The sequence below is a fragment of the Streptomyces sp. DSM 40750 genome (genome assembly GCF_024612035.1).
Lineage (GTDB): Bacteria > Actinomycetota > Actinomycetes > Streptomycetales > Streptomycetaceae > Streptomyces.
The window spans coordinates 8,276,271-8,290,276 of the sequence record NZ_CP102513.1 but is presented as its reverse complement, the minus strand read 5'-3'; the positions used below and the strand labels follow the sequence as shown (position 1 = coordinate 8,290,276).

At 70.1% G+C, this 14,006-nt stretch carries 10 protein-coding genes; 4 read left to right on the top strand and 6 right to left on the bottom strand.

All coding sequences use genetic code 11. The features are described from left to right. The first annotated feature begins 385 nt into the window (after window positions 1-385). Window positions 386-1,162 carry a transcriptional repressor LexA gene (lexA, locus tag JIX55_RS36840; protein ID WP_020114122.1) on the top strand — a complete coding sequence of 259 codons (777 nt, stop codon included), beginning with the start codon at window positions 386-388 and terminating at the stop codon, window positions 1,160-1,162. A 177-nt stretch (window positions 1,163-1,339) separates the two neighbouring features. On the opposite strand, the gene JIX55_RS36835 is transcribed toward lexA, so the two are convergent. The 4 genes from JIX55_RS36835 to JIX55_RS36820 form a co-directional block, all read right to left on the bottom strand. Then, the gene (locus tag JIX55_RS36835) at window positions 1,340-3,331 is read right to left on the bottom strand and encodes an ATP-dependent DNA helicase (RefSeq protein ID WP_257567540.1); all 1,992 of its coding nucleotides are present in this window, start codon (window positions 3,329-3,331) and stop codon (window positions 1,340-1,342) included. Between the two features lie 274 nt (window positions 3,332-3,605). Further along, the gene (locus tag JIX55_RS36830; protein ID WP_257567539.1) at window positions 3,606-4,343 is read right to left on the bottom strand and encodes a GNAT family N-acetyltransferase; all 738 of its coding nucleotides are present in this window, start codon (window positions 4,341-4,343) and stop codon (window positions 3,606-3,608) included. A 103-nt stretch (window positions 4,344-4,446) separates the two neighbouring features. After that, window positions 4,447-6,528: an IucA/IucC family protein gene (locus JIX55_RS36825; protein WP_257567538.1), complete on the bottom strand. Its 2,082-nt coding sequence runs from the start codon at window positions 6,526-6,528 to the stop codon at window positions 4,447-4,449. A gap of 480 nt (window positions 6,529-7,008) precedes the next feature. Next, window positions 7,009-8,502: a diaminobutyrate--2-oxoglutarate transaminase family protein gene (locus tag JIX55_RS36820; RefSeq protein WP_443046613.1), complete on the bottom strand. Its 1,494-nt coding sequence runs from the start codon at window positions 8,500-8,502 to the stop codon at window positions 7,009-7,011. Window positions 8,503-9,228: 726 nt separating this feature from the next. Here JIX55_RS36820 and JIX55_RS36815 point away from each other — a divergent pair. Together JIX55_RS36815 and JIX55_RS36810 are read left to right on the top strand one after the other, a co-directional pair. Then, complete coding sequence (locus JIX55_RS36815; RefSeq protein ID WP_257567537.1) at window positions 9,229-10,458, top strand: trypsin-like serine peptidase; 1,230 nt, start codon at window positions 9,229-9,231, stop codon at window positions 10,456-10,458. 233 nt (window positions 10,459-10,691) lie between these two features. Further along, entirely contained in the window at window positions 10,692-11,870 is a 1,179-nt protein-coding gene (locus JIX55_RS36810) for a trypsin-like serine peptidase (protein WP_257567536.1), read from the top strand. Window positions 11,871-11,883: 13 nt separating this feature from the next. Here the strand turns inward: JIX55_RS36810 and JIX55_RS36805 are convergent, their stop codons facing one another. Beyond that, window positions 11,884-12,018 carry a hypothetical protein gene (locus JIX55_RS36805; protein WP_257567535.1) on the bottom strand — a complete coding sequence of 45 codons (135 nt, stop codon included), beginning with the start codon at window positions 12,016-12,018 and terminating at the stop codon, window positions 11,884-11,886. Between the two features lie 97 nt (window positions 12,019-12,115). Between JIX55_RS36805 and JIX55_RS36800 the strand changes: the two genes are divergently transcribed. Then, the gene (locus tag JIX55_RS36800; protein ID WP_257567534.1) at window positions 12,116-12,337 is read left to right on the top strand and encodes a hypothetical protein; all 222 of its coding nucleotides are present in this window, start codon (window positions 12,116-12,118) and stop codon (window positions 12,335-12,337) included. A 116-nt stretch (window positions 12,338-12,453) separates the two neighbouring features. Here the strand turns inward: JIX55_RS36800 and hflX are convergent, their stop codons facing one another. After that, complete coding sequence (gene hflX, locus JIX55_RS36795) at window positions 12,454-13,950, bottom strand: GTPase HflX (protein WP_257567533.1); 1,497 nt, start codon at window positions 13,948-13,950, stop codon at window positions 12,454-12,456. Window positions 13,951-14,006: the final 56 nt, after the last annotated feature.

Below are 14,006 nucleotides of genomic sequence, written 5' to 3'. Positions count from 1 at the left end.
GGCTTGGCACGTAAATCCACCCACGACGCGCATGTCGCGCCCGTATGGGCATGTGCCGGACGGGGACACCGTCGCGGAGCGCAGCCGTACCGTCGCGGAACGGACGGGGATACGGTGGGGCGCCACGGAAAAAGGGGCCGGTACCCGGCTGACGGGGCACGGGGTGGCAGACTGGGCCGCGCGGCGACAGTGGCCCACAAGGCCGTCGCCCCGGCGGTGAAGAGTACAGCAATCAGCACTTTTGTCCGCCGGGCCCGCGAGTCCTACACCCAGACACATGATCACGTCAGGTAATCCAGGGTTTTTCACTCGAACGTGTGTTTGGCGCAACCTTTCGAAAGCAACTACCGTTGTGCTGCACGGGAGACCATCGAGAGGGGCCGACGTGACCACCACCGCTGACAGTGCCACCATCACTGCCCAGGACCGCTCCCAGAGCCGACTCGAGCCGGTGCATGCAATGAACGAAGCCACGAACCATGAAGGGCCCAAGCGAGCCCTGCCCGGCCGACCTCCAGGCATCAGGGCGGACAGCTCAGGGCTCACCGACCGGCAGCGCCGGGTCATCGAGGTGATCAGGGACTCGGTGCAGCGGCGTGGATACCCGCCGTCGATGCGGGAGATCGGCCAGGCGGTCGGCCTGTCCAGCACGTCCTCCGTGGCACACCAGCTGATGGCCCTGGAGCGCAAGGGCTTCCTGCGCCGCGACCCGCACCGCCCGCGTGCCTACGAGGTCCGCGGCTCCGACCAGTCCTCGGCGCAGCCCACGGACACCGCGGGCAAGCCGGCCGCGTCGTACGTGCCGCTCGTCGGCCGGATCGCCGCCGGTGGCCCGATTCTGGCCGAGGAATCGGTCGAGGACGTGTTCCCGCTCCCCCGCCAGTTGGTGGGTGACGGCGAGCTCTTCGTCCTGAAGGTCGTGGGTGACTCCATGATCGAGGCCGCGATCTGCGACGGCGACTGGGTGACCGTCCGCCGTCAGCCCGTCGCTGAGAACGGCGACATCGTGGCCGCCATGCTGGACGGCGAGGCCACGGTCAAACGCTTCAAGCGAGAGGACGGCCACGTCTGGCTGCTGCCGCACAACGCCGCCTACGAGCCCATCCCGGGTGACGACGCGACCATCCTCGGCAAGGTGGTGGCGGTCCTGCGCCGCGTCTGACACCCAGCGGAGGACGGTCGCCCGTGCCTGTCCCCGCCCCTGATCCGGGCCCCGGAATCCACTGCGCCGGTTCCGGGGCCCAGGGCTGTCCAGGAGCCCGCTGAGCGACTCGGTCCCTGGGCCGTGTGAAGAGGGGCCGTTGGCCTGTCCCGATCCGGACAGGCCAACGGCCCCTCTTCACACCTCTGCCTTCTCCGCCTCTTCCGCGCCCTTGGCCGCCTGGTCGATCGCGGCGAGCGACCTGCGGACCTGATTACGGTCCGTCGTGTACCAGAAGTCGGGCAGTGACGCCTTGAGATAGCTCCCGTACCGCGCCGTCGCCAGCCGCTGGTCCAGTACGGCCACCACGCCACGGTCCCCTTGCGCCCGTACGAGACGGCCGGCGCCCTGGGCCATGAGCAGGGCGGCGTGGGTGGCCGCGACGGCCATGAAGCCATTCCCGCCCGCCTCCTCGACGGCCTTCTGGCGAGCGCTCATCAAGGGGTCGTCGGGGCGCGGGAAAGGGATCTTGTCCATGACGACCAGCTGACAGCTGGGCCCGGGCACGTCGACGCCCTGCCAGAGCGACAGCGTGCCGAACAGACAGGTCTTCGGGTCTGCCGCGAAGCCCTTGATCAGCTCGCCGAGCGTCTCCTCGCCCTGCAGCAGGATCGGGTACTCGGGGATACGGACCCGCAGCTCCTCCGCCGCCAGCTGGGCGGCCCGCATCGACGAGAACAGGCCGAGCGTACGTCCGCCCGCCGCCTGGATCAGCTCCGTGAGCTCGTCCAGCATGTCCGCCCGGTCGCCGTCCCGCGCGGGGCGGGACAGATGCTTGGCGACATAGAGGATGCCCTGCCTCGGGTAGTCGAACGGCGATCCGACGTCCACCCCCTTCCACTGCGGAACATCGTCCCCCTGCGTGCCCTCGGGTGCCAGGCCAAGGGACGCGCCCACGCCGTTGAAGTCGCCGCCCAGCTTGAGCGTGGCCGAGGTCAGGGTGACGGAACGGTCCGCGAAGAGCTTCTCCCTGAGGAGGCCCGAGACGGACATGGGTGCTACGCGCAGGGACGCGCCGAAGCGGTCGTGGCGTTCGTACCAGACGACGTCCCACTCGGAACCGTTGGTGATCCGCTCCGCCACGTCGTGCACGCTCTCCACGGCGGCCAGCGCCTGCTTGCGGACCGCGTCCTCGTCCTGGACGGACTTGTCTCGGGTGCTGCCGATCGCGGAGATCACCGTACGGGCGGCGTCGCGCAGCGCCATGAGGACGTACGCCAGGTCCTCCGGGATCTCCTCCAGGCGGCCCGGCAGGGCCAGCTCCATGAGCCGTTCGAAGCCCTCGGCGGCGGTCTGGAGCTGATCGGCGGCCTTCTCGTTCACGAGCTTCGCCGCCCGCTTCACGGCGCGATTGACCTGGCCCGGGGTGAGCTCTCCGGTCGCCACGCCGGTCACGCGAGAGACGAGCTCGTGAGCCTCGTCCACGATCAGCACCTCGTGCTGCGGGAGCACCGGAGCACCCTCGATGGCGTCGATCGCGAGCAGCGCGTGGTTGGTGACGACGACCTCGGCGAGCTTGGCCCGCTCCCGGGCCATCTCGGCGAAGCACTCGGCGCCGTACGCACACTTGGTGGCGCCCAGGCATTCTCTGGACGACACGGAGATCTGCGCCCAGGCACGGTCGGACACGCCAGGGGTGAGGTCGTCCCGGTCGCCGGTCTCGGTCTCCTGCGACCAGTCCCGCAGCCGCAGCAGGTCCTGGCCCAGCTTGCTGGCGGGCGCGGCCGCCTCGAACTGGTCGAAGAGGCCTTCTTCCTCGTCCTGCGGCATGCCTTCGTTCAGGCGGTGCAGGCACATGTAGTTCGACCGGCCCTTGAGCATCGCGAACTCGGGGCGGCGGCGCAGCAACGGGTGCAGCGCGTCGACCGTTCTCGGCAGGTCCCGCTCCACGAGCTGCCGCTGCAGCGCCAGGGTGGCCGTCGCGACGACGACCCGCTCCCCTTGTGCGAGGGCGGGCACCAGGTAGCCGAGCGACTTTCCGGTGCCGGTGCCCGCCTGGACCAGCAGATGGGAGCCGTCGTCGATCGCCTCCGCGACGGCTTCGGCCATGGTCACCTGGCCGGGGCGCTCCATGCCGCCGACAGCGGTGACGGCAGCGTGCAGGAGTTCGTGGAGTGAGGGCTTCGTCATAGCGCGACCACCCTACGGGGCACCACTGACAAACGGGTGACCAAGGCGGAAGCGTGGGACGTGAGGGGCGGGATCAAGACCGGGTTCTCTTCGTGGTGGCTGGGGAGCGGGACGCCTCAAACGAGCAGGGCCGCCCTCGACGGGTGAGGCCGATGGTCTCTTGACGGGCAGGGCTGATTCTCGCGGGTCGGAAATCGGGTCGGTTCGACCGGGAACCGGATCGGCGCGAGCGGTGTACCAGAAATGACGGCGTCACAGCAGATCCACATCGGACCTACATCAGATCGCGCAGGAGCCGGTCTCTCACCATGAGGGCGGCCCGCTTGTCGGGCAGGTCGACCTCGGCGGAGAACCGAAAGCCGGCACTCAGGAAAGCGGAGACGGAGGGGAAGTTGCGAAGGTCGGGTTCCGCGACGACGCGGGCACAGGAAGGTCTTCTGTCGAGGACGAGATCGGCGACGGCGCGGAGCAGGGTGGAGCCGATACCCCGCCCCCGCTCGGCCACGGGACCGATGAGGAGGTGGATTCCCGTGTCGTGCGGGCGGGCGGGGTAATAGCGGGCGATGGGGTCGAGGTCCGCCCGGTAGATCTCCCAGTAGCTCATCGGGGTGCCGTTCAGCAGCCCTAGGCAGGGCACGCTGCGGCCGTCACCGTCAAGCTGGGTCCGGAGGTGCTCCGCGGTCACACTCTCGGGTCCCGCGAGTTTCCAGTAGGAGGCCACGGCGGCGTCGTTCATCCAGCGGGAGATCAGCGGGAATTCCCGTTCGACGCGGACAGGGACGAGATGCAGGGTGCCTGCCGGGGTGACGGCCGGGCCCCAGTCGGCGAGGTGGTCGAGCAGCTCGCCGTTGGCCGGGGGCGCCTCCTGTCCCGCCTCCGTCCTACCACCGCACGAGTCGCCGACCTCGGCCAGGAGCGTGAGGAAGTCGTCGGTCAGGCGCAGTTCGAGCGTGTCCTCGTTGCTCGGGGCCGAGGCGGTGCCGGTGTCGGTGCTCGCGTCGGTGGGAGGCACGGCGACGCTCCTCTCAGGAGATCGGGTGGGTCATGTTCCTCAGGGCTGGAGGGAGTCGGAGTACGGAGACGGTTGGGGCCGCACAGGGCAGTGGGGCGGCTGGTCAGAGATGGAGGGGGTTGGCGATGGTGACGTAGACGGACTGGGTGTCCACCGGGCCGACGAGTTCGTCGAGGCCATGGAGGCGGGTGAGCAGGTTGGCCTTGCAGAGCAGGACGGGTGAATCGAGCAGCCGGGCCGGAAGGGTCGTGTTCAGCCGGGCAGGGCCGGTGGCCACGTCGGTGAGGAAGCGGCGGAAGGCGGCGAGCAGGAGTCGCTCGTCGGCGAGACGCTGGGAGCCGAACGCGCCGATGAGGCCGAGCACATTGTTGATGCCGAGGTAGTAGGCGAATCGTTCGTCGGTGATCTCGTCGGAGACGAACGTGTCGCTGCGCTCGCCGATACCGGACAGTCGGGCGTCGAGGTCCGCGCGGCGGGACTCGCGGAAGTAGTAGCCCTGGTTGTCGCGGTACCGGCCGCCCATGGGCCAACCGTCGGGGTCCAGCAGGACGAGGGTGTTCTGCTGGTGTGCTTCGAGGGCGATCCCGGCCTCGCTGTCCAGCCACAGCACGGGCCGCACAACCCGCTCCAGGTAGCGCAGGAACCACTCGGCGGCGACGGCGCATCGAGGACGGCCGGTGCGCCCGGCGAGGCCCGTGACGATGTCGGAGAGCCGCGACCCCATGGTGAGGTGGTCGTGGGAAGGCATGTCGCCGTGCTGCCGGAGCGGATCGCCGAGACGCCCTGACTCCTGGTCGTCGAGGCGCTCCTGCGGCTCACTGGAGCGGCCTGCCTGTAGCTCGCCATGGGCGTACGGCCTCGGTGACACGAGTCCCGCGACGCAGGACACGTCGTCCGCCGGACTGAAGGGGTTGTGCCGGATCACCACGTCCATGCCGGGGACGGGGGCACCGTCCGGTGCGGTGACCGCCAGCCAGGCGGGGTCGCGGACGATGCCGAAGCCGGGGTGCGCCGCCTGCCACTGTTGGGCCAGGCCGGTGCGCAGCAGGCGGTGGACCTCGACACCACGGTGGAGTTCCTTGCGGAGGTTCTGGCGACGGGAGTTGGTGATGTGCAGGCCCAGCGAGAGCTTCAGCATCGCGGGGGCGCCGGTGCGGTGGACTGTGCGGACGGAGGAGGTGGGGTGCCACGGGGAGCCGTGCGGTCCCAGGTCCCGGAGCAGCCCTGCGTCGAGCAGAGTGGCGACGACCGGGCGGTGTCGGACCTCACGAAACTGCCAAGGGTGCAGGGGCAGAGCGGCGTATCCGTCGGGCAGCGGCAGCATCGGGCCGGCCAGCCGTGCGGTCAGCTGTTCGGCGGGGATGACACGGCCGCGCTCGGTCCATGCCGAGTCGGTCGACAGGACGGACGGTGCGATCGCCATCCAGTGCAAGGGAAAGGAGCCACACAGCTCCGGAGAGTAGAGCCGCGCTTCGGCATCGGAGAGCCCCTGCCGGCTCTTGGGGGTGGGGTGCAGCGGGTGGCCGAGGACGAGAGCCTGCTCGGCGGCGAGGAAACGGTCCGGGGTATCGGCAGGTTGGGCCCGGCGTCCAGCGATGAAGACGGCTACGCGGTGGGCGGAGTCGGCGACCCTTCCGACCAGGTCGAGCGGGTCTGGCCGGTCGAGACGATCGAGACGATCTTGCTGGGCAAGTTGGGCGAGTTGGCCAAGCTGGTTGAGCTGGGCAGGACGGTCGAGTCGGCCGAGCGGGTCGAGTTGGTCCGGCTGGCTCGTGGTGTCGGGCTCGGGGAGGTGGGCTGGCGTGGTTCGGGGCTGGTGGGTGCCTGTCGCCTGCGGGGCTCGTGCGGCCGACTCCCTGGCCAGCAGAGCCGCCAATGTCACCGCGTCGACAGGGGGTGCGGTCTCGGGGGTGCGGGCGAAGTGCGGGGGGCCGAAGCGGTGCCAGCCGGTCTGGGACCAGTAGTGCACCGGGACGAGGAGTGTCGTGCCGGTAGTGGGGAGGGGGATGTGGAGGATGCCGTCGTGGGGGGAGGTGAGGTTGTGCTCGCGTACCCAGCAGCGCAACAGGTTCTCGACAGCTGCCGCCTGGGCCGCGCTGTGCGGGTCGGGGTGGTCCAGGGGGTCCGTGGCGGGGCCTGGCGGAGGCTCGGTGGTCCGGGATTCGTCGGTTTGGCGAGGGACCAACTGGATGCGCTCAGGAAGTGGCCCGGTCGGCTTGTGAGCGAGCGCGGCTGGGCTGGGGGCCGGCGTGGCAGGACACGGAACCTGCTCGGACCGACCGGGCCCCCGTTCGGACTGATCGGACCCCAGGGCGTTCCGGCCGAATCCCGAGGCGTTCCGGTCGGACCCAAGGTCGATCCGGTCAGGTCCCGGGTCGGTCTGGCAAGGCGGTGGCTCGGCACTCGGCGAGGGCGGGGTCTGTGGGATGCGGGCTTCCGTCTTGTGATGGTGGGTGCGGGCCTCGGGGGCAGGCGGCGGCTTCACGGCGGTTCCTGGGGTTGCTCGTGCGGGAGGGCAGTCGCGGGTTGGGGCGGTCGTGCGGCGCGGGGGCTTGTGCGGGACGGAGGTGGGGCGGTGGCGGTGTGTGCCGGCACTGGGGCCGGGAAGCTGGTTGGGGGACGGGGTGCCGGCCGTTCCGGTCGGCTCCTGGGGGCGTCTCGGTGGTCATCCGCCCGGCATGCGCCCAAGTCCCCTGGCCCGTTCGGGCTCTGCGCCTCCCAGCCCCCGCGACACCGTGGCGGCCGCTACCGAGGCGATGGCATCCGTCAAGCGGTCGAGTACGGCGTTCGTCTGTTCGTCGGTGATCGTGAGGGGTGGGAGGAGGCGTACGACACCGGCATGGCGGCCGCCGAGTTCGACGATCAGGCCGCGGCGGAGGCATTCGCGTTGGACCGCGGTGGCGAGGGAGGGGGCGGGCGGGCGCGGGCCGGTGGCGTCGGAAGGAGGGGGTGTGTCCGGGGTGACCATTTCGATGCCGATCATCAGGCCCCGTCCCCGTACATCGCCGACGCAGGCGAAGTCCTCAGTGGAAGCGCGGAGTTGGGCGAACATGCGGGCGCCCAGGGTTTCGGCGCGTTCGGCGAGGCCGTTCTCACGGACGTGGGCGAGGGTGGCGGTGCCGGCGGCCATGGCGAGCTGGTTGCCGCGGAAGGGGCCCGCGTGGGCGCCGGGTTGCCAGACGTCGAGGTCATCGCGGTAGACCACGACGGCCAGCGGGAGACTGCCGCCGATGGCCTTGGACAGGACCATCACATCGGGGACGACGCCACTGTGCTCGACCGCCCAGAAGCGGCCCGTGCGGCCCACACCTGTCTGGACCTCGTCGGCGATCAGCGGGATCGAGCGCGCGGCGGTGATCTCCCGCATCCGGCGCAGCCAGCTGTCCGGAGCGGGGATGACACCGGCCTCTCCCTGGACGGGTTCGAGGATCATGCCGGCGGGCAGTGGTTCGCCGGAATTGACGTCGTCGAGGACGGACTCGGTCCAGCGGGCGGAGAGTTCGGCGCCGCGCTCGCCGCCGATGCCGAACGGGCAGCGGTAGTCCTGGGGATACGGCAGACGTGCCGCCCCTGCATCGCAGGCGCTTCCGGACGCTTGGAGTGTCCCGGTGGTCATGCCGTGATGGGCACCGGTGAAGGCGAGCATTCCGGTGCGTCCGGTCGCCGCCCGCACCAGCTTGAAGGCGGCCTCGACCGCGTCCGTGTCGGCGGGCCCGCAGAACTGGACGCGCGCACGGTCCGCGAGACCGGGCGGAAGGGTGCGGAGCAGTTCGGTGGTGAAGGCGTCCTTGACGGGGGTGGCCAGGTCGAGGTCGTGCAGCGGGGCGCCCGAGTCGAGCACCTTGCGGATCGCTTCGAGGACGACCGGGTGGTTGTGGCCGAGGGCCAGGGCGCCGGCACCCGACAGACAGTCGAGGTAGCGGCGGCCGTCGGCGCCCTCGATGGTCAGCCCGCGTGCACGTACGGGCACGATGGGCAGGGCACGCGCGTAGGTGCGCGCCGCCGACTCACGCGCGGCCTGCCTCCGCAGGCTCCCCTCGTGCGCCGAGCGCGCTCCGCCCTGCTCCCGCCGTGTGCGCGCTCGTTCGTCCACGTGTCCCGGACGTGTCCGCTCGGGCTCGCATCCCACCGGCGCCACCGCAGACTCGGTCACTGCCACGACTGCACTTCCTCCCGCTGCTCAGAGGCGAGTTGGCAGGGATCACCGAGCACCGACGGGTCCCCCGCAGGTACCAACGAGGCGACCCGCACGGGGAAGCGGGTGAGGCGAAGATCTGTGCCGTAACGGAAGAAACCGCCTGCTTCCCCGCGCAGGCGGTGGCTCGCATCGCTGGCAAGACGACGGCCTTCACGCGGGCAGGTATGAACGTCCACCTGGTGTCCGGCACGGTCGAACCGGTGCTCTCCGACAGCGGAGTGGCCGCACCCGGTCGCTCGTTCTCGCTGCGGCCGGACGTCTCCGGCCGACGGCATCCGCCGAGGCGATCGTGGGCCTCACCGTCCTGTTCGGCGGGGCGTTTCCCCGTCGGCGTGAGCTGACAAAAACCCCCTGCCGCATCGGCACACCGAGACTCGGTGAGGACGTCAAATCGGTAGCTCTCCGGAGGTATTGGCAGATCAGAAAGCTCGTAGCGAAACCGTTGCCGTTCCATCGGATGTCCCCCACAACGACCGCATAGTGTGTGGTGCCGTTCCGCAGTCGGGACGCGGCTCGGTGAATTCTCACCAAGCCGCGTGTACGACCGCTGCGTACGAAGAAGCAGAGGTACAGAGCCGCGCGGTGCCGTGTCGGTTACGTACAAGAAGGCGGTGGGCGTACGGAGGAGCCGTACGCGATCCGCTTCGCCAGCACGAGTTCTCTTACGCCCCAGGGGGAGTTCAGACCATGCGACCCATACGACCGCCTTTCGCCGCTCGTCGCGGGAGGAGCACGCGCCGCAGAACCTCCCCCGTTCTGGCCGCGGTCGGCCTCGCCACGGTTCTGTCGTTGACCGCCACCGCGTGCGGCTCGGGTGACACCACGGCGAACGCCGATGTGTCGGCGTCCGCACAGAGCAGCGACAGCCCGGGTGACGGCAAGATCCAGATCCCGGACGACCTCAAGGACAAGCTCAAGGAACACGGGATCGACCTCGACAAGTGGCGGGGCGGGGCCTGGAAGAACTGGGACAAGGACGACTGGCTGCGCGAGGCCGAGGACTACGTCAACCCGATCATCGAGGACCTGTGGGACCCGGACCGGATGCGGGACGCCGAGGAGCCGGAGAAGGAGGTCGACGAGAGCGACCTCGCCGGTGACCAGGGCGTGACCGACCCGACGCCGGAGTCCGTCGAGGCGGAGGCGGTGTCGACGAACTACCACGAGAACGCGCCCGAGGCGGGCAAGGTGTTCTTCGACGCGCCCGAGGGCACGATGGTCTGCTCGGCGACGGTGGTCCACGACCCGGCCAACCCGGGTAAATCCAACCTCGTGTGGACCGCCGGGCACTGTGTGCACGCGGGCAAGTCGGGCGGCTGGTACCGCAACATCGCCTTCGTCCCGTCGTACAACGACAGCGGGATGTCGGCTTCGGAGCTGCAGACGGCCACCAAGGAGCAGGTCGCCCCGTACGGCGTCTGGTGGGGTGACTGGGCGCAGACCTCGGACCAGTGGATCGAGCAGGGGGGTCAGACCGGCGGTGACGGAGCGCCGTACGACTTCGCCGTGATCCATGTGACGCCGGAGGAGGGCAGCGGGGGCAAGTCGCTGGAGGAGATGGTCGGTTCGGCGCTGCCGGTGGACTTCGACGCGCCCGCCGTGCCGCAGGTGGAGAGCATCACGGCGACCGGCTACCCGGCGGGGGCTCCGTACGACGGCGAGACGATGTACCAGTGCGCGGACAAGCCGGGGCGGCTCTCGCTCGTCGAGTCCGACCCGACGATGTACCGCATCGGCTGCACCATGACCGGTGGTTCGTCCGGTGGTGGCTGGGTGGCGACCGGTTCGAACGGTGAGCCCGCGCTGGTGTCCAACACCTCCATCGGCCCGGTGAGCGGCGGCTGGCTGGCCGGTCCGCGGCTGGGCAAGGAGGCCGAGGGTGTGTACCAGGCGGTGAGCGACAAGTTCGCGCAGTGACGCCGCGAACAGGCAGCGATGACGGGGGTCCGGTGACGCCGCACCGGCAGTGACGGCTGTGGTTCGGTGACCGCCGGACAGCCAGTGACGGCTGTGGTTCGGTGGAGCGGCGTCCGGACGAGTCGGGGGTGGGCGGCGCGTGGAAAATGTTTGCCGCGCGCCCTCCGTCCGTCCCCCAGCGCCCCCGCATAGTGGGCGTGACACACGGACAGTTCCGACGGGGGTCGAGAACCATGCGTTTCTCACAGCGGCGGCACCGCCTTCTGACCGTCACCGGACTCGTCGCGGCTCTCGCGCTGACCGCGACCGCCTGCGACTCGGGCCCCGACAGCGCGAGTGACAAGTCCGGTTCCGCCGCGTCTGGCACCCCCGACAGAGACGGTGACGGCATTCCCGACGTCCTCGCCGACAAGCTCGAGGAGCACGGTTTGGACGTCGACGACTGGAAGGGCGGCGGCTGGAAGGACTGGGACAAGGACAAGTGGCTGAGTGAGGCGAAGGACTTCGTCAATCCGGTGATCGAGGGCCTGTGGGACGCGGAGCGGATGCGCGGGGCCGAGGATCCGGCGAAGACCGTCTCGACGCAGGACGCCGCCGCCGACCAGGGCGTCAGCGACCCCGTTCCGGCGCCGGTCGAGGCCACGGCGGAGAAGACGCCGTATCACGAGAGTGCCGGTACGGTCGGAAAGATCTTCTTCGACTCGCCCGAGGGCTCGATGGTCTGTTCGGGCACAGTCGTCTCGGACGTGAACCATCCGGGGAAGTCCAACCTCGTGTGGACCGCCGGCCACTGCGTGCACGCGGGCAGCGGCGGCGGCTGGTACCGCAACATCGTCTTCGTCCCGGCCTACAACGACCTCGGCAGGTCCGAGGAGGAGCTGGCCGCGGGCGCTGCCGAGGAGATCGCCCCGTTCGGCCAGTGGTGGGCGGACTGGGCCGCGACCTCGGACGAGTGGATCGCGGGCGGCTCCGAGGAGGGCGGCGCCGGAGCGGCGTACGACTACGCGGTGCTGCACGTGAAGCCGGAGTCGGGCGACAAGTCCCTGGAGGAGACCGTCGGGGCGGCCCTGGACGTGGATTTCTCCGCGCCGTCCGCGTCCGAGGTGGACGCGATGGGTGCCTGGGGTTATCCGGCCGCGCCGCCGTACAAGGGTCTGACCATGTTCCGGTGCATCGACAAGCCCGGGCGGCTCTCCCTCGGCCCGTCCCTGCCGACGATGTACCGCATCGGCTGCACCATGACCGGCGGTTCGTCCGGCGGCGGTTGGTTCCGCATGGTCGGCACCGAGCCCCGGCTCGTTTCGAACACGTCGATCGGCCCGGTGGACAACACCTGGCTCGCCGGACCGCGGTTGGGCGACGGGGCCAAGGCGTTGTACGACGAGATGAGTACCTCGTACGGCGGTCAGTGAGCGTGGGTGGGTTTCACGCGGCCGCCCTCCTCCGTGCGGCGGCCCAGTCGCGCGGTGGACCGGCGTTGCGGGCCAGTCGGTCGAGTGCGCGGGGCAGCAGGTGTTCCTCGGCGCCGGGGCGCAGCATCGCGGTGTTCGGGAGGATCACGGAGGAGTCGTACAGGCGGGCGGAGTGCGGGAGTCGGGCCCCGGCGGGGGTCGATGGCTTCCCAGTACTCGTGGGTCAAGCAGTGCCGGGGCTTGCTGTGCGGCAGGTAGAAGGGCGTGTCGTCCAGCGGGCGGTAGCAGGCCTCGGCTGCCACGACGAGTGGAACATCTTCGTCCGGCTGGACAAGGCGCGCGCCGAGCACCCCGCCTACGGCCCCGGTGAGCTGATCGCCGCCTGCTACGGCGGACGCGCCCGCTCGATGGCCGAGAGCGAGCTGGAGACCTGCCCCGGTTACGAGGTCAAGGAGAAGACCGCGTAGGGCGGGGGACAGACGGGGGTGTGCGGGGCACCAAGCGGCCGGTGCTCCGCTCATGCCGAAGCCCGCCCCCGGTGGAGGGGGCGGGCTTCGGGACGTACAGGCGAATCAGTCGGCCGTCAGGCCGTCGCCGCCGGGACGTACGGTGCCAGGTCCGCGGCCAGTTCCTCGTGCACCCGGGCCTTGAGCAGGGTGCCCTCCGGGGTGTGCTCCTCGGAGATCACCTCGCCCTCGGTGTGGGCGCGGGCGACGAGCTTTCCGTGGGTGTACGGCACGAGGGCCTCGATCTCGACCGAGGGTCGCGGCAGTTCGTTGTCGATCAGCGCGAGCAGTTCGTCGATGCCCTGGCCGGAACGGGCCGAGATCGCGATGGAGCGCGTCTCGATCCGCAGCAGCCGCTGGAGCGTCAGCGGGTCGGCCGCGTCCGCCTTGTTGATCACCACGATCTCGGGCACGTTGGTGGCGCCCACGTCACGGATGACCTCGCGCACGGCGGCCAGCTGCTCCTCCGGCGCGGGGTGCGAACCGTCGACCACGTGCAGGATCAGGTCGGAGTCGCCGACCTCCTCCATCGTGGAACGGAACGCCTCGACGAGGTGGTGCGGCAGGTGGCGCACGAAGCCGACGGTGTCCGCCAGCGTGTACAGCCGCCCGCTCGGGGTCTCGGCCCGGCGCACGGTCGGGTCGAGGGTCGCGAACAGCGCGTTCTCGACCAGGACGCCCGCGCCGGTGAGGCGGTTGAGCAGCGAGGACTTGCCGGCGTTGGTATAGCCGGCGATGGCGACCGAAGGCACCTTGTTCCTGCGGCGCTCCTGGCGCTTGATCTCACGGCCGGTCTTCATGTCCGCGATCTCCCGGCGCATCTTCGCCATCTTCTCGCGGATCCGACGCCGGTCCGTCTCGATCTTGGTCTCACCGGGACCACGGGTGGCGAGGCCGCCGCCCTTGCCGCCGCCCATCTGCCGGGAGAGCGACTGACCCCAGCCTCGCAGTCGCGGCAGCATGTACTGCATCTGCGCGAGTGCGACCTGGGCCTTGCCCTCTCGGGACTTGGCGTGCTGGGCGAAGATGTCGAGGATCAGGGCCGTACGGTCGATGACCTTGACCTTGACGACGTCTTCGAGGTGGATGAGCTGGCCCGGGCTCAGCTCACCGTCGCAGATGACGGTGTCCGCGCCCGATTCGAGGACGATGTCCCGCAGCTCTTCGGCCTTGCCGGAGCCGATGTAGGTGGCCGCGTCCGGCTTGTCGCGGCGCTGGAACACCGCGTCGAGCACGAGGGCGCCAGCGGTCTCCGCGAGGGCGGCCAGCTCTGCGAGCGAGTTCTCCGCGTCCCGCGCGGTTCCCGTGGTCCAGACACCGACGAGTACGACGCGCTCCAGGCGGAGCTGGCGGTACTCGACCTCGGTGACGTCCTCGAGCTCGGTGGAGAGGCCCGCGACACGGCGCAGTGCCGCGCGCTCGGAGCGGTCGAACTGGTCGCCGTCCCGCTCTCCGTCGATCTCGAAGCTCCAGGCGACGTCCTCTTCCATCAGGGCATCGGCCCGAAGACCTTCGGGGTTGTTCTGCGCGAAGGCGCTCTGTGCGGCCTGGGAAGGGGAAGAAGAGGAGGTCATTGGGTCCTTACGTCGATGGGGATACCGAAGGGGTGACGGATCTCTACGGATCCGAT